At 70.8% G+C, this 15,833-nt stretch carries 12 protein-coding genes and 1 tRNA gene; 5 read left to right on the top strand and 8 right to left on the bottom strand.

Features of this window, described 5'->3' with window-relative positions; all coding sequences use genetic code 11:
• Window positions 1–171: 171 nt before the first annotated feature.
• Entirely contained in the window at window positions 172–987 is an 816-nt protein-coding gene (locus HHX33_RS02330; protein ID WP_182873077.1) for an HAD family hydrolase, read from the top strand.
• Here the strand turns inward: HHX33_RS02330 and HHX33_RS02325 are convergent.
• Together HHX33_RS02325 and HHX33_RS02320 are read right to left on the bottom strand one after the other, a co-directional pair.
• Window positions 978–1,502, bottom strand: coding sequence for a bacterial proteasome activator family protein (locus HHX33_RS02325; protein WP_117409853.1), 525 nt, complete (start codon window positions 1,500–1,502; stop codon window positions 978–980). The genes HHX33_RS02330 and HHX33_RS02325 overlap by 10 nt on opposite strands.
• A 65-nt stretch (window positions 1,503–1,567) precedes the next feature.
• A complete protein-coding gene (locus HHX33_RS02320; protein ID WP_182873076.1) occupies window positions 1,568–2,530 on the bottom strand; it encodes an NAD(P)H-quinone oxidoreductase in 963 nt (320 codons plus the stop codon).
• A gap of 115 nt (window positions 2,531–2,645) precedes the next feature.
• Here HHX33_RS02320 and HHX33_RS02315 point away from each other — a divergent pair, with 115 nt between their 5' ends.
• Both HHX33_RS02315 and HHX33_RS02310 read left to right on the top strand, forming a co-directional pair.
• Window positions 2,646–5,075, top strand: a complete 2,430-nt coding sequence (locus tag HHX33_RS02315) for an AAA family ATPase (RefSeq protein WP_310741170.1) — start codon at window positions 2,646–2,648, stop codon at window positions 5,073–5,075.
• A 93-nt stretch (window positions 5,076–5,168) separates the two neighbouring features.
• Window positions 5,169–5,257, top strand: a tRNA-Ser gene (locus HHX33_RS02310).
• A gap of 413 nt (window positions 5,258–5,670) precedes the next feature.
• On the opposite strand, the gene HHX33_RS02305 is transcribed toward HHX33_RS02310, so the two are convergent.
• Both HHX33_RS02305 and HHX33_RS02300 read right to left on the bottom strand, forming a co-directional pair.
• Complete coding sequence (locus HHX33_RS02305) at window positions 5,671–6,549, bottom strand: ABC transporter substrate-binding protein (protein WP_182873075.1); 879 nt, start codon at window positions 6,547–6,549, stop codon at window positions 5,671–5,673.
• Window positions 6,550–6,703: 154 nt separating this feature from the next.
• Window positions 6,704–7,429, bottom strand: a complete 726-nt coding sequence (locus HHX33_RS02300) for an SDR family NAD(P)-dependent oxidoreductase (RefSeq protein ID WP_220501384.1) — start codon at window positions 7,427–7,429, stop codon at window positions 6,704–6,706.
• A gap of 679 nt (window positions 7,430–8,108) precedes the next feature.
• On the opposite strand from HHX33_RS02300, the gene HHX33_RS02295 reads away from it, so the two are divergent.
• Window positions 8,109–8,936 (top strand): cyanophycinase, encoded by an 828-nt coding sequence (locus tag HHX33_RS02295; protein WP_220501383.1) that lies wholly within the window; start codon window positions 8,109–8,111, stop codon window positions 8,934–8,936.
• 43 nt (window positions 8,937–8,979) lie between these two features.
• Window positions 8,980–11,745, top strand: coding sequence for a cyanophycin synthetase (gene cphA, locus HHX33_RS02290; RefSeq protein ID WP_182873073.1), 2,766 nt, complete (start codon window positions 8,980–8,982; stop codon window positions 11,743–11,745).
• 66 nt (window positions 11,746–11,811) lie between these two features.
• Here the strand turns inward: cphA and HHX33_RS02285 are convergent, their stop codons facing one another.
• The 4 genes from HHX33_RS02285 to HHX33_RS02270 form a co-directional block, all read right to left on the bottom strand.
• On the bottom strand, window positions 11,812–12,981 hold the full coding sequence (locus tag HHX33_RS02285) for a hypothetical protein (protein WP_182873072.1): 1,170 nt from the start codon (window positions 12,979–12,981) through the stop codon (window positions 11,812–11,814).
• A complete protein-coding gene (locus tag HHX33_RS02280; protein ID WP_182873071.1) occupies window positions 12,978–13,313 on the bottom strand; it encodes a PadR family transcriptional regulator in 336 nt (111 codons plus the stop codon). Before HHX33_RS02280 ends, HHX33_RS02285 begins: the two co-directional genes overlap by 4 nt.
• Before the next feature lie 94 nt (window positions 13,314–13,407).
• Window positions 13,408–14,577, bottom strand: coding sequence for an endo-1,4-beta-xylanase (locus HHX33_RS02275; protein ID WP_182873070.1), 1,170 nt, complete (start codon window positions 14,575–14,577; stop codon window positions 13,408–13,410).
• 763 nt (window positions 14,578–15,340) lie between these two features.
• Complete coding sequence (locus HHX33_RS02270; RefSeq protein ID WP_396783937.1) at window positions 15,341–15,757, bottom strand: lamin tail domain-containing protein; 417 nt, start codon at window positions 15,755–15,757, stop codon at window positions 15,341–15,343.
• Between the last annotated feature and the right edge of the window lie 76 nt (window positions 15,758–15,833).

Raw genomic sequence — 15,833 nt, 5'->3', positions numbered from 1 at the left:
CCCGGGTGGCTCATACAGTCAAACTGGTTTTCGCTACGGGAACAGCTAATACAACGCCTTCACATCTAACACTATGTAGCCCGTTGGTGTTCCACGTCTGGGGCAGATTTCTCGCACCAGGGGTGGTCGAGGGGTGGTCGTGCCGGGTCACGGTGCAGACTGGAACCTGCTATGACCTGCCCCCGCCTCATCGCCACGGATCTCGACGGCACCGCGCTGCGTACCGACGGAACGATCTCATCGCGTACGGCCGCCGCCTTCGCCCGGGTGGAGAAGTCCGGCGGCACCCTCGTCTTCGTCACCGGGCGTCCACCCCGGTGGATGCACAGCGTCGCCGGAACCGTGGGGCACTGCGGGCTCGCGATCTGCGCGAACGGCGCACTCGTGTACGACCTGCACACCGAGCGGATCGTCGAGTCGCATCTGATCGCCCCGGACATCCTGGAGGAGTGCGTCGCCCGCCTCCGGCGGGACGTGCCGGGCCTGACGTTCTCGGTCGAGTACGAGGGTGACTTCGCCCACGAGGCGGCGTACGCCCTCGGCGGCTGGGACTCCCGGGAGGTGTCGTGCGGACGCGAGGTGGGGACCGCCGCGCTGACCTCCCTGCCATGCGCCAAGCTGCTCGCCCAGCATCCCGCGATGGACCCCGACGAACTGGTCCGCGTGGCCCTGGAGATCGTGGGCGACATCGTGACCCCGACGCACTCCAGCGGCCGGGCGCTGCTGGAGATGAGCGCGTACGGGGTGACGAAGGCGACGGCGCTGGCCACACTGGCGGAGGAGCGGGGGATCAAGCCGGCGGAGGTGGTCGCCTTCGGCGACATGCCGAACGACCTGCCGATGCTGACCTGGGCCGGCACGTCGTACGCGGTGGCGAACGCCCACCCGGACGTGCTGGCCGCCGTCGATCACGTGACGGCGGCCAACAACGACGACGGTGTCGCGATGGTGCTGGAGAACCTCTTGCCTCGCGGCCCTTACAGGTAGGGGCCGCCGGCGCGGTGGCCCTGCTCGTCCGCGGCCTGGCTCAGGCCGCCGGGGAGGGCGCGGCGCATCTGTTCGAGCTGGGCTCGCGCGGCCATCTGCTGGGCGAACAACGTGGTCTGGATGCCGTGGAACAGGCCCTCCAGCCAGCCGACGAGCTGGGCGTGCGCGACCCTCAGCTCGGCGTCGCTGGGCGGGGTGGGGCTCTCGTCGCTGAACGGCAGCGACAGCCGTTCCAGCTCCTCCACGAGCTCGGGGGCCAGACCCTCCTCCAGCTCCTTGATCGAGCTCTGGTGGATGTCCTTGAGCCGCTTGCGGCTGGCGTCGTCGAGGGGAGCGGCGCGCACCTCCTCCAGAAGCTGGCGGATCATGCTGCCGATCCGCATCACCTTGGCGGGCTGCTCCACCAGGTCGGCGACGGATCGCTCCTCGTGCTCGCCGCCCTTACCGTCGCCGGAGACCGACAGGCCCTGCGGGCCCACGACCACGATCTGCGGCGTGCTCTCGTCTGCGTTCATCGATCGCTTACAACTCCTGACTCACTCCGCTGGGGCACACCGGTGCTCACCCGACCCAACCTAGCTCACCTGACCAGCAGCAGCTTTCCGACGTGGGCCCCCTCCTCGAGCATGCGGTGCGCCCGTCCGGCCTGGTCGAGCGGAATCCGCTCGTGCACCACGGGCCGTACGGCCCCGGCGGTGACCAGAGGCCAGACGCTCTCCACGACGCCCCGGCAGATCACGCCCTTGTCGTCCACCGGGCGGTGGCGCAGCCCGGTCGCGTGGATCGCCGCCCGCTTGGCGAGCAGCGCCGCGAGGTCGAGCTCGCCCTTGGCGCCGCCCTGCATGCCGATGACCACCAGCCTGCCGCCGGTGGCGAGGGCCCGGAGGTTCCCGGCCAGGTACTTCGCGCCGATGATGTCGAGGATGACGTCGGCCCGGCCCTCGAACCGCTCGGCGAAGTCCTCCTCGTGGTAGTTCACCGCCTCGTCCGCGCCGAGGGCCCGGCAGCGTTCGATCTTCTCGGCCGAGCCCGCCGTCACCAGCACCCGGGAGCCGTACGCCTTGGCGAGCTGGATCGCCATCGTGCCGATGCCGCTCGCGCCGCCGTGGACGAGAAGCGTCTCGCCCTTCCGCAGGCGGGCGGTCATGAAGACGTTCGACCAGACCGTGCAGGCGACCTCGGGCAGCGCGGCCGCCTCGTCGAGCGGGAGCCCTTCGGGCACCGGCATGACCTGCTGCCACGGCACGGCCACCCGCTCTGCGTACCCGCCGCCCGCGAGCAGGGCGCAGACCCGGTCGCCGGGGGCGATACCCGGAACGTTCCCGCCGACCTCCGCGACCACCCCGGAGCACTCGAGACCGGGGATCTCCGAGGCGCCGGGCGGCGGCGGGTAGAGGCCGCGCCGCTGGAGGAGGTCGGCCCGGTTGACGGCCGAGGCGGCGACGTCGATGACCACCTCACCTGGGGCGGGACGTGGATCGGGCACTTCCCGCCAGTCCAGAACCTCGGGTCCGCCGGGTTCGGAAATCACCATCGCGCGCATGTGACCTAAAGTAGCGTGACGGAGAACTAGGGCGGTTGCCCGCATTCACCGGATTACGTGGCGCTAATCTTCAATGTGATTGCTACCCCATAAGCCCATCCCGAGGGGGTACTCGGTGGCGAGACATGATCGTGAGGATCCCCATTCTCTGGAGGACCAGCTCGCGTGGCTGGACGCGATCAAGGAGATGCCCGACGAGGTCGAGATAGCGGTGAGCGCGGTCACGTCCGCGACCCTCGCCTCTCCACCGCCCTCGCCCGCCGCCGAGCCCGAGGCCGCCTCGCCGTACCCCGCCGACCCCTGGAGCCTCGTCCCGGCCGAGCCCGCGTCCGGCGGGCTGTTCCGCGCCACGACCGAGTCCGCGTACGGCGCACCGGTCCAGGAGGACGCCGAGGCCCGGGAGGCGTCGTCCACCGGCCCGATCCGCGAGTCCGGTTTCGGCGGTTCCGCCGCGTACGGCTCGGGTGATCAGGGCGGCGACAGCGCCGCGACCTCGGCGTACGACTACGGATACGGCACCGATTCGGGATATGGAACCGACTCGGGATACGGGAACGACACGGGATATGGCGAAACGGCCTTCGTCACCCCGCCGGAACCCGTCAGGCCGGAACGCTCCGACGAATCCTCAACCGTAAGTGAGGAGCGGGAAGAGGGCCGGTCGGTGGAGTCCTCCACCGGTCCCGTGCGGTTCTCCTCGTTCAGAAGTATGGAGACAGAGCCGGAGAGCGGGGAATCGTACAGTTCCTTCGGGACGCCGACCGCGTCCTTCGGCATGCCTCTGGGGACGTCGACCGGGCCCGTCAGCGCTCCGCAGCTCGGCGATGCGGCGGACGCGCCGGCACCGGAGTCTCCGGCCGCGAGCCGGGACGAGGAGGAGGAGGACGACCACTCCACCCCCTCGCCTGGAGGGGCCTTCGGGCGTGGCGCGTTCTCGTCGCCCGTGGACACCGACTCCTACAACATCGGGGCGTTCTCGGACACCGAGACGCGTAAGCGTCACACGCCGGACCCGCCGTCCGCGTCGAAGGAGCCGTTGCGGGGTTGGCTGGAGCCGGCGGTGCCGGTGGAGGCCGTCCGGCAGGAGGACGCCACCGACGCCGAGCCGGAGGAGCCTCCGGCCCCCTCGGAGGCCTCGTCGTCGTTCGCGCCCCCGAGGCCCGAGCACACCGACGATCGCTTCACCGGCTCGCTGCGGTCCGAGCGTGCGGACGATCGCTTCACCGGCTCGCTGCGGGACGACCTGGCGGTCGAGGAGCGCAAGCCGTACGAGCCGGGCCCGGTGGCGCCCCCCGCGCCCGAGCAGGCCGTGGCGCCGGAGCCCGTTGTGGCTCCCGAACCGGCTCCGGAACGCCCCGCCGCCTCCGTCTACCCCACCGCCCCCGCTCGTTCCGCCGCCCCGCCTCGCTCCACCGCCGAGGCCGCCCCGGTCATCCCGGATGCACCGGCTGTCCCGGAGCGGGACGCATTCGCGGAGCGGGAGGCGTACCAGTCGCCGCGGCGGCCCGCTCCGCCCGTCTCCGCCTTCAACTCACCGGCGCGCGCCACAGGTCCCAAGACGGCGGGGTCCAAGCCGAACGCCGACAGTCTCGACCCGGTCGTCCTCCTGCGCGGCCGCAGGAACGCTCCCGCGACGGGCTGGCGGCGCCTGGTCTACAAGGCCTCCGCCGGGCTGATCAAGCCGGGCGAGGCCCCAGAGGTGCGGCGCCGCCGCGAACTCGTCCAGCGCGCCCGTACGCCGGTCGCCACGGGGCATCACCGGGTCGCGGTGCTCAGCCTCAAGGGCGGGGTGGGCAAGACCACGACGACCGTCGGCCTGGGCGCCACGCTCGCGCAGGTGCGCGGTGACCGCGTCATCGCCGTCGACGCCAACCCGGACCGTGGAACGCTCTCCGACAAGGTGGAGCTGGAGACGTCGGCGACCGTACGCGACCTGCTGAACGAACGCGCCCAGATCAAGCGGTACGTGGACATCCGGGCCTTCACCTCGCAGACGCCCTCGCGGCTGGAGATCCTGGCGTCCGACCGCGACCCGTCGGTGTCGGAGGCGTTCAGCGCCAAGGACTACCACTCGGTGGCGCAGGTGCTGGAGAACTTCTACTCCATCTGCATCACCGACTGCGGCACGGGGCTCCTGCACTCGGCCATGTCGGGCGTGCTGGGCATGGCCGACCAGATCGTGCTGGTCAGCTCGCCCTCGGTGGACGGCGCCCGCGCGGCCTCGGCCACGCTGGACTGGCTGGAGGCGCACCACTACGGCGACCTCGTCCGGTCCGCCACTGTGGTGCTCTGCAGCGTACGGCCACGGTCGAAGTCGACGGTCGACCTCGACAAGCTGGAGGCCCACTTCGCCGCCCGCTGCCGTACGGTCGTCCGCGTGCCGTACGACCCGCACCTGGAGGAGGGAGCGGAGATCGACCTGGACCGGCTCCAGCAGGCCACCAGGGACGCCTACCTCCGCCTGGCCGCCTCCGTCGGGGACGGCTTCGCCGGCCCGCAGGCACTGGTGGAGCGCAAGTTCTCCGAGATCCCGGACCACCTGTAGGACCGTCGACTGATCTTTTTCACCGGTCGCGGTCACGTCCGGGGCGGTGAGAGACTAGTCTGCGGCGTGGCGCCTCGAATGAGGCGCCGCCAGGGAGAGCTCGCCTAGTGGACGATGGCGGCGGTCTTGAAAACCGCTAGGCCGGGTGACCGGTCTCGTGGGTTCGAATCCCACGCTCTCCGCTCAGCCTCTTAAAACGGCGTCTGACCAGCGAACTCGCTCGGTTCAGACGCCGTTGATCGTTTCCGTCATGTGCAGCCGTAAGCCATCAAGAGCAGCCCTCGGCCGTGGAATATACGCGGAATGGATCTCGAGGTATGTCCCCTGGTAGGCCCGGACGTGCGACTGCCAGCAGAGGAAACCGCGCGCAGGCATATGCGCCCATCATGCGGCACTGTGGGCAGACGCCCATCCTCGGTGAACAGATCCGCATCACTGCAGGTCACACAAGTAGCTTGCCGGCACCCAGAGTGGACGGAGAGGACGCGGCGAGGTGGTCGAACGCTTGGTCGGTGAGTGCTTGCAGGGCACGGCGTCTCCGCGTGGGCGGTCTTGAGGTACTGCCTGCGCCTCGGCAGCGCCGGCGTCGCCGGGCTCAGGGTGTGATGGTCGCGGTGCGGTAGAAGTCGGCTGCGGTGACGGTGGCGGGAACGCCGAGTTCGGCGGCGACCGCGGTGATCGCGGTGGCGCCGACAGTGAGATCGGCTTGGCCGTCGGCGGTGAAATACGGTGCGATGAACGTCTCGTGGTGGGCTCGGGCTTCGTCTGCGGTGTGTCGGCCAAGGAACGTCTGGATGTGCCGCACCGTGGTGTCGGGGTCGTTGTGGATCACCTGCAGGGCGCGCCGGTGGGCTCGTACGACGGCCTGGACCGCAGGGTCGTCCGGGTGGATGTAGGTGGGGTCGACGGCCACGCCCACGGTGGGGATCTGGAAGTGGTCGCCGACCCAGGCCGGCACCTGCCAGCCGTGCTCGGCGGCTATCGCCTCCGGTGCCATGGTGCTGCCGACCAGGGCGGCGTCGATCCTGCCGTCGTGCAGCCAGCGCAGGTCCATGCCGTAGTCGCCGGGCGGGCGAACGATGGTGTGGATGTCGCGGTCCGGGTCGAGGCCGGCCTGGCGCAGCACGATCCGGGAGAAGCACCCCGGTGCGGTGTGGGGGGCGTGTACCGCCAGCCTTCGGCCAGCCAGGTCGGTCAGGGAGGTCAGGCCGGGCCGGGCGAGGAACCAGAACAGCGGGCGGTGGGTATTGACATTGAGTGCGACCCACGGGATGCCGGCGGCCAGTCGGGACAGCAGAGCCCGGCCGAGCCCGATGGTGGCGCCGTGGCGCAGCCGCTCCTCGTCCCAGGAGCATCCGTCGTGCAGCGCGACGTGGACGCCCTCGTCGACGTAGTAGCCCTGCTGGTCGGCGATGTAGGCGACCAGTTCCTCGTGCAGGCCCCGCCCGACGTAGGCGAGATCGATCGTGTACATGACCGTTTTCCTTGATCGTGTCACCGCCATGCGCCCGCACGTGCCGCGGGCCGGCCACTGCGACCCGTGGTGCCGAGGTGACGGTGTGCGGATGGGGTCCGGCCGTCGGCCGGACCGGGACGGTACGGCCCCGTGGGCGCAGGACAGCGGGGCGTCAGTACATGGACATCCCGCCGTTGACCGCAGCCGTGGTGCCGGTCATGAAGGCGTTGTCCTCGCTGGCGTAGAAGGCGACCGCTTGGGCGACGTCGCCAGGGTGTGCCAGGCGGCCCAGGGGGGTAGCGGCCACCTGCCGCTGCTTGTCGTCCTCGTCCAACGCATCCGCCATGCGGGTGCCTTCCACCGGGCCGGGCTCGACGATGTTGACCGTGATGCCCCGCGGGCCCAGTTCCTGGGCGAGGTACCGGGCAAACTGCGCCAGCGCGGCCTTGGCCGTACCCAGTGCGAGCATGCCCTCCCGGGGCCGGCGGCTGAGGCCAGCACCGAGATAGATGATGCGTCCCCAGCCCTGTTCGGTCATGGCGGGCAGGACGGCTTTGGTGACCGCGAACGCCGCACGCATCTCGCCGTCGAGCTTGCCGCCGAGTTCTTCCCACGTCATGTCCTGGAACGGTTTGATCACATACGGGGTGAGCGCGTTGTGCACGAGCACGTCGATGCCGCCCCATGCCGCCTGGACCTGCTCGATCATGCTTTGGACCGCCGCTGCCTCCCGCACGTCGGCCTGCACGGTCATGGCCTGGCCTCCTGCGGCCTCGATGCCGACCAGGACCTCCTCGGCTGCCATGCCGCTGCGGAGGTAGTTGACCACCACCCGCATTCCTCGCGCGGCCAGAAGACGCGCGGTGGCCGCACCGATTCCGCTGCTGGCCCCTGTCACCAATGCCACCCTGCCGGTTGCCCCACTCACGGGTTCACCTCCTGCTCATCATCGTGGGCCGTCGGTATGACCGCCCGGAGTCGTTCATCGTCGATGCCGGGGCGACCCGGCCCGGCGCACCCGGGGTGCGTCGAATCGCCGTAGCTCGGTTGCTTACCCGGACGGTGTTCGCCCACCCTCCGCGACGACCGGCCCCCCGGGCTGGACCTGCTTGTCGAACACCGGATCCGATGACGGCGGCTTGCGCGAGTTCGATTCCGCACACCCACACACGCGACTCGGGCGACAGACCTTTGGGTTCCACCCGATGACGGTTTTCGCCGACCACGGCGCGGTCGGTGGCGGGGAACCTGCTCGGATGCCGACTGTGCGCTCATGGTGGCCGACACCGGACCAGCTGCCTCGGTCGATCCAGTGCCTTGGTGCACTTCCACCGCGAACGGCGGTCGTCACCGGCCGAGCACCGCTGACCGCGGTACGGGCCCGAACGATCTCGCGGACCACGTGCGGAGGCACGCCCAGATCAAGGAGGAACGATAGGGCACGGCCGGCACGTTTGCGGCGCCCCGCGTCCGAGTAACGCGAGCACCTGCGCTCCCAAATCGGTCCATGCGGGCCGAACTGGTTGCTCTCGGATGATATCCGACGCCTCAGGGTAACAACTGGTCGAGGAGGCAGCATGGACACGGACGAAGGGGATGAACCTGGCGATCCGGGCCGCCTGCTTGTCATCGGGGGCGCCGAGTGCCACGGTTCCGGGCTGCTCGAACGGTTCGTGGAGCTGTCTGGCGGCGAGGCGGCCCGGATCGTGCTGGTCACTACGGCCACCGGGGCGCCCGAGGAGGTGCACGCCGACTACGAGCGGGTGTTGCGCAAGCTCGGCGTGGACCACACCAGGGAACTGCGGCTGCGCGGGCGCTCCGACGCGGACGGCGACAACGCGGCCAAGCTCCTCGGCGACGCCACGGGCGTGTTCTTCTCCGGCGGCGACCAGTCGCGGCTGCGCGCCCTGGTCGGCTCGCGGGCCAACGAGATCCTGCGCGACCGGCTGCGCGCGGGTGGCGCGGTCATCGCCGGGACCAGCGCCGGCGCCACCGCCATGGGCCGCACGATGATCCTCGGCGGCGAGGGCCCCGGCGTGTCCGCCGCCACGGTCCGCACCGGCCCGGGGCTCGGCCTGCTCCCGAAGGAGCTCATCATCGACATGCACTTCAGCGAGCGGGGCCGGCTCCCCCGGCTACTCAGCGCTATGGCGCTGGACCTGGAGTACCTGGGCGTCGGCATCGGCGAGAACACCGGGATCCTGGTCGACGGCACCCGCTTCGAGGTGCTCGGCGCCGGCGTGGCCACGGTGGCTGACGGACGGAACGCCACGGTCATCCACGCCGCCGGGGACGAAGACCCGATCACCCTGTTCGGCGTCCGGCTGCACCTGCTGCCCGCCGGGTGCGTCTTCGACATCGCGACCCGCGAGGTCACCATCGGGCCCGCGCACGACCGGTACTGATCACCGCCAGCCCTTCATCTGCTCAACCCTTGGGGAGTGTCACGTGCGTCTCGACGACCTGCGTCACCTGAGCGGACCCAACTCGTTCAGCACCCGGCCGGTCACCGTCGCGCGGCTCGAGCTCGAGGAGCTGACCGGCCGGAACACCACCGAGTACCCGGGCTTCGCCGGACGGCTGACCGCGGCCCTGCCCGGGCTGGCCGAGCACCACTGTGCGGCCGGGCGTCCGGGCGGGTTCCTGGAGGCGATGGGCCGGGGCACCTACTTCGGCCACGTCACCGAGCACGTGACGCTGGAGCTGTCCAGCCTGGTGGGCCGCGATGTGCACCTGGGCCGGACCTTGTGGGCCGGCGCCGACGGCCGCTACGACGTGATGACCGAGTGCCCGCAGGACGAGCCCGCGCAGTCCTCGGTGCCGGCCGAGCTGCTGGAACTGGCCATCACCACGGTCAAGCACATTCTTCGCGAACGCATCCCCGACCTGCCGCTCGAACTGGCCAGGATCGCTCGGGTCGTGGAGCGGGAGCGCCTCGGCGTGAGCACGGCCGCGCTCGCGGGCGCGGCCCGCCGCCGGGGGATACCGGTGCGCCGGGTCGGCCGGCTGAGCATGCTGCGGCTCGGCTACGGGCGCTATCGCCGACTGGTGTACGCCGCGCTGACCGAGCGGACGTCGGTGATCGGTGTGGACATCGCGGCCGACAAGATGCTGGCCAAGCAGCTGATGACCGAGGCGGGCATCCCGGTGCCCGATGGGGTGGTGGCCTGGAGCGCGGCCGACGCCGCCGGGGCGGTGGGCCGGCTCGGCGGGCCGGTCGTGATCAAGCCGCTCCACGGCAGCCACGGTGCCAACGTGACCGTCGGCGTGACCACCGCCGCGGCCGCGGCGGTGGCCTACGCCCAGGCGGCGGCCGACGGCGAGGGCGCGATCGTGGAGAAGTTCGTGCCCGGCACCGACTACCGGGTGCTGGTGGTCGACGGCCAGGTGGTGGCCGCGGCCGAGCTGCGGCCGGCCTCGGTGACCGGCGATGGTGCCTCCGACATCACCCGGCTCGTCGATGTGGTGAATGCCGATCCGCGCCGGGGCGAGGGCCACTCCCGAGAGCTGACCAAGATCGAACTGGACGATTGCGCGCTCGCGAACCTGGAGGCCCAGGGCCTGGGCCCGGCGTCGGTCCCGGCCCGCGGCCGGCTCGTGACCCTGCGCCGGAACGCGAACCTGTCCACCGGCGGAACCAGCCGCGACGTGACCGACCTCGTGCACGAGGATGTGGCCGACATGTGCCGCCGGGCCGCGGCCGTGGTCGGCCTGGACGTCTGCGGCATCGACGTGCGGCTGGCCGACATCGCGGCACCGATGCGGTGCGGCGCGGCCGGTCACGGCGGGGCCGAGCCCGGGGCCGTGATCGAGGTCAACGCGTGCCCGGGGCTGCGGATGCACCTGTCCCCGGCCGAGGGGGCGCCGCGGGACGTGGCCGGCGCGGTGATCGACAGCCTGTACCCGCCCGGCGCCCCATCTCGGGTCCCGGTCGTCGCGGTCACCGGGACCAACGGGAAGACCACGACGGTCCGCATGATCGGCCACATCCTGAGCAAGGCCGGGATGCGGGTGGGGATGTCCACCACGGACGGGGTCTACTCCGGCGGCCGGCTGGTCTACGACGCCGACGCCTCGGGCCCGCGGTCCGCGGACATGGTGCTCGACGACACCAGCATCGATGCCGCGGTGCTGGAGACGGCGCGTGGCGGGATCATCCGCAGTGGGCTCGGCTACGACCAGGCCGACGTGGCCGTGGTCACCAACATCACCGCCGACCACCTGGGCGCGGACGGCGTGGAAGATCTCGACGAGCTGGTCGAGGTGAAGGCGCTGGTCGCCGAGGAGGTTCGCGAGGGCGGGACCGTGGTGCTGAACGCCGACGACCCGCTGGTCGCCGCGCTCGCCGACCGGACGCGGGTGCGCAGGCACGCGTCCGTGATCAGGTATTTCAGCCTGGTGAACGGCAACCCGGTCACCGAACGGCACCGGCGGGCGGGCGGGCTGGCCTACGAGCTTCGCGACGGCGAGCTGGTCGAGTTCGATGCGGACCGGGAGCTGGCGCTGCTCAGCGTGGCCGAGCTGCCCGGCGCGTTCGGCGGGCTCGCCCCGCACGTGATCGCGAACGCGCTGGCCGCGGTGGCGGCCTGCCGCGGGCTCGGGGTCAGCGCCAAGGACATCCGGCGCGCGTTGGGCACGTTCACGCCGGGCGAGTCGAACCCGGGGCGCGGCCACGTCCACCTGGCCGGCGGCGGCCCGGTGATCGTGGACTACGGCCACAACGCCGCCGCGCTCGACGCGACCGGCCGCATGATCAACGACGTCTGGGGCGGCGAGCCCGTGGCCGCGATCACGCTGCCCGGCGACCGCCGCGACGACCTGGTGGCCCGCTCTGCCGAGGCCGTCGCCGCGTGGTTCGGCCGGGTCGTCGTCTACGAGGACGCCGACAAGCGCGGCCGCCGGCCCGGTGAGATGACCGGCCTGATCACCGCGGCCATGCGCCGGGCCCGGCCCGGCATCGGCCTCGCCACCGCCGAAGGACCGCAGGCCGCCCTGCGCATCGCGGTCACGATGGCCGCCGGCCATCCAGTCCTGTTCGTCTACGAGAAGCTGGCCATGGCCCGCCAGGCTCTTGAGGCCCTGAACGCCCGGCCCTGGCCCGCCGCCGCGGTCCCGCCCGCACCCGCCGACCTGGTCCCGCCTGCTCCTTCTGTCGAGCCGCCGCAATCACGGATGACTGGAAGCCCCCTCCGGTGGATGAAGGCGAAGGGGTGAGCTGCCTCGTCAATCCGTCCGTGCAGAGATGCCGGCTTCTCTGTGTGCCGGGAACTCAGTAATCGGTCACCCGGATGTGATGCGGGCCGTGGTACCGCTGCGACGGAGATCGTGCCTCGTGCTGACCAGGGTGAGCATCCCTGTCGTCGTGGCGGCGAGGACGGCGGCGACGGCCGCGTCCACGTGTCCGGTCGGCGCGGCCATGAGGACCAGGCACGCGCCGGTGAGCGTCACCATGCGCAGGACGCGGGTCCACCGCCGGACGGCAGGGCGGATCAACGAGCTGAGCACCCCCACGAGCAGGCAGCCCCAGATCAGGGCGGCCACGTACTCGTCGCCTGCTTCCAGCCTGGACAACGCCCTGCGGACGTCGGGAGGCCCCGCGTTGAGCGGAACCAGGTTCGGCATCTGGTCGGGGAAGAGCAGGAAGGCGCCGTAACCCAGTACGGCGACCACTCCGGCGCAGACGGCTCCCGCACACATCAGGGCGACGACGCTCTGGAGGGCGTCCCGGGTGCACCGGGCGACCACGATCATCGCCGCCGCAGGCGCCGCCACGACCGCCGCGAACAGCCACATCCCGTGGCCCGGCAGGTGCTCCGCGAGCGGCGGCAGAGCACGCTCGAAGGGCAGGAGCGTGAAACACGCCGGTCCCGCGACCAGACCGGCGACGATGCCGGACACAAGGGTCACAGAACTCGCCGTGGACGCACGCGCGGTCAGCGCCAGCGTGACCACGAGGTACAGGACGAGCGTGATCATGGCCGGCAGGAGGCCGTCGCCGGGTCCCAGCGGTTGGGGACCGCGATGGTCCAGAAAGGCGATCACCAGGTACGCGGACGCGACCGCGAACCCCGTCGTCCGCACCACCCGGGCGGTCCTCGAAGGCCGCACCGGACCCAGCAGCCCGGGCCTGGCTCCCCGCCAGGCCAGCAGCACCACGACCGACAACAGGCCGGTCAGCTCGAGACGGGCGGCTGGGTACGTGACGCCTCCCGCCAGCAGGAGCGCCAACGCGCCGGCCACGACGGCGGAAAGGGCCAGGCGGCGCAGTGCCACCGGTTGCACCGCCGCCGCTCGGACGCAGCCGAGCGCGAAGCGCAGGCGTGCCGCGGGCTGTTCCAGATGCGCGAGCTCGGCCCGCATGGCCAGTCCCCAGTCGTACCGGGCGGCAGGCAGGAGCCACAGCGCGAAGGCGAGGAGCCGCCCCGCCGCGTCGCCTCTGGGGCGGCTCACCAGGCACCGCGCAGGGAACCCTGTGTGCCGGGCCTGTCCTGTTCGGCGGCCGAGCGCGCCGCGGCCTTCGCCGCCACCTCGGCGGCGACCGCCAGCCCCGCGCCGGTGAGGCGGTAGAGGTGCCGGGGAGGGCGGCCCGCCACCGGGGCCTCCTCCCAGGACGACTCCAGCAGCCCGCGGTCGGCCAGCCGCATCAGGATCGGATACAGGGAGCCGGCCTTGAGGTCCACCTCCCGCCCGAGCTCGTAGCCGTAACGCCACTCGGAAGGGTCCGCCGCCAGCGCGCGCAGCACCGCTTCCGCCTGGGGAGAGAAACGCCGTGTCCGGGTCACCTCCGATACTCTACCTATATAGAGTTATCGGATGAACCAGGTACGGCGAATGGGGCCGCACTCGTGGAGTGTGGCCCCATTCCTGTCGGTACGGTCAGTGGCCGGCGCCCGGGCCGTTCCGGCGCGGCGCGCCCGCGGCCAGTGCCAGGTCCTGCTGGATCACGTAGTACTGCGACTTGGGCTTCAGGTCCGCGTCGTACAGCAGGGCGGCACCCTCCTGCGGGTTGTCGAACCAGCCGGGGATCCAGGAGTACGTGTCGCCGAAGCCCCACGGGGTGAACGAGATGCACTCGCGCACCGCCAGGCAGGCCTTCAGGGCGCGGGACCAGTAGCTCTCCTGGGCGTACGGGGCCAGCGGGTCGGTCGGGGTGTTCACATTCGGCGCGGCCTGCGTGAACGTGCGGACGTCCACCTCGGTCTCGGCCACCTTCAGGCCGAGGTCCGCGAAGCGCTGCAGGTTGTTCTGCAGGTCCGGGAAGCCGTACTGGGTGTCGAGGTGGCCCTGGAAGCCGACGCCGTCGATGGGCACACGCTGGGCCTTCAGCGTCTTGACGAAGTCGTACACGGCGTTGCTCTTCGGCCCGGTGAACTCGAGGTTGTAGTCGTTGTAGAACAGCAGGGCCTTCGGGTCGGCCTCGTGCGCCCAGCGGAAGGCGTCGGCGATGTAGCCGAGGCCGCCCCACGCCTTGAACCAGACGGTCTCGCGGGGCTTCCCGTCGTCGTCGAACGCCTCGTTGACCACGTCCCACTGCCAGATGTCGCCCTTGAAGTGCTTCACCTGGTCCTGGACGTGCTTCTTGAGCAGGGCCTTCAGCTCGTTGTTGGACAGCGTGGTGGTGTAGCCGTCCGAGGAGAGCCAGGTGGGCAGCTGGCTGTGCCACACCAGCGTGTGGCCGCGGACCAGCTGCTTGTTCGTCTTCGCGAAGGCGACCAGCCGGTCGGCCGGCGCCCAGTCGTAGGTGCCGCGGGTGGGCTCCACCAGCTGCCACTTCATCACGTTCTCCGGGGTGACGCTGGAGAACTGCTCAGCCGTGATCTTGGTGTAGTCGGTGTTGCTGCCGAGTTCGTCCATGTTCACGGCGGTGCCGATGCGCAGACCGATCCGGTCGCCGAGGGCGCGCAGCGAGTCCGCCGGGTAGCGGACGGCCTTGGACGGGGCGGCAGCGGCGGCGCCCGGTTCGGCGGAGGCCGAGCTGGTGAGAGCCACCCCGCCCAGCAGGACCGTGGCGCTCAGGACGCCGATGGACAGTGCGGAACGAACCACAGGAACTCCTCGGGTTGGAAACAGGGATCTGATGGCTGTTGTGGATCAGGTCAGCCCCGCCGGACCGGTGTCGGGAGGTGCGCGGATGGCGACGCTCGTCTCCAACAGAGCCGCGCCCGATCGCCCGACGGGCACATGACTGCGCTCACGCGGCGCTCGCGCGGTACGGCGAGCAGGCGCGGCCGGCCGGCGGGAGAACCATCGCGGCCGGTGGAGCTGCGAGAAGATGTGGCCCGCGTGGACGCCGGCTTCGGTTGACCACGACGACTCCATCTTCGTACGGAGGATGACCGAAAGTTTCGAGGTTGTTACGAAAGTAATGCAGACCATAGGAAGTGGCTTGTTGTACGTCAAGAGCTCCAACCACCAGTGGTTTCGCTCCCGGTGCGCCCTGGGGGAGATAGGAGTGCGATAGTCGGCCCTCCGCCTGCGGCTATGCCGACGGCAGGTTTTTCGAAACTTTTCGAGGTTTCCAGCCCTGCTGGGAAAGGCGGCGATCAGCGGGGTGGCCTGCCGCCAGGGCCGCTGCGGCGTCCTGGGCAGGAACTCGGAAACCCCGGGAGCTCGGCGAGCGCAGGCGGGATCGGCGGCCCTCAGGAGGACATGGGGTCCGATGGCGATGCACCACTGCAGGTGTAAATTTCACGGCCGCCGCCGCCCGCGTGCCCGGAGATGTCGTCACCGACTTGCTGCCCGCGGGGCGATCGACCGGATCGTACGGGATCGCGAGACGCGTGGCTGGGCAACCGCGCGCCCCGCGCGCTCAGCAGTTGACGAAGGCCGCCCGGCTGTTGTTGTACGAGCAGGAGTCGATGAGCTTGCCGCTGGGGTTGCGCAGGTAGGCGGTGTCCTTGTCCTGGTTCCAGATGTAGGCGAAGGTCCCGCCGCCACTACGTCCCCAGTAGAGGGTGGTGGAGGTGTCCTTGCCCCTGCCGGTGCGGAGGACGATCGTCTTTCCGGCCTTGAGGGTGACCGCGCCGAACGTGTAGACGTGGCCCGCCTGCTTCGTCTTGTCGCGCATCGTCCATCCCTCCAGGCTGACGGCCTTCCGGGTGATGTTCCTGATCTGCATATATGGGACGCGCGTACGGCGTGAGCGGCCTGGCTCGGCGCGGGCGGTGCCGCGGCGCCGAAGGCGTCGCTTCCGGGGTGCCGGTGCCCGCCGCCAGGTGAAAACCATGTGACATTTCATGGCAGGTGCCGTAACTCTGTGCTTGGGCGATGAGTTTTGTCGGTGGTGTCCGTCAGGCTTTCCA

It is taken from the genome of Microbispora sp. H10670 (genome assembly GCF_014161385.1).
In the GTDB taxonomy this organism is placed as follows: Bacteria; Actinomycetota; Actinomycetes; order Streptosporangiales; family Streptosporangiaceae; genus Microbispora; species Microbispora triticiradicis.
This window is presented reverse-complemented; position numbering and strand designations above follow the sequence as displayed.

Coding starts and splice junctions, on each gene's coding strand:
- HHX33_RS02325 (WP_117409853.1), bottom strand. CDS start 1,502: ATGAACGCAGACGAGAGCACGCCGCAGATCGTGGTCGTGGGCCCGCAG.
- HHX33_RS02305 (WP_182873075.1), bottom strand. CDS start 6,549: ATGTACACGATCGATCTCGCCTACGTCGGGCGGGGCCTGCACGAGGAA.
- HHX33_RS02330 (WP_182873077.1), top strand. CDS start 172: ATGACCTGCCCCCGCCTCATCGCCACGGATCTCGACGGCACCGCGCTG.
- HHX33_RS02320 (WP_182873076.1), bottom strand. CDS start 2,530: ATGCGCGCGATGGTGATTTCCGAACCCGGCGGACCCGAGGTTCTGGAC.
- HHX33_RS02295 (WP_220501383.1), top strand. CDS start 8,109: ATGGACACGGACGAAGGGGATGAACCTGGCGATCCGGGCCGCCTGCTT.
- HHX33_RS02270 (WP_396783937.1), bottom strand. CDS start 15,757: ATGGTTTTCACCTGGCGGCGGGCACCGGCACCCCGGAAGCGACGCCTT.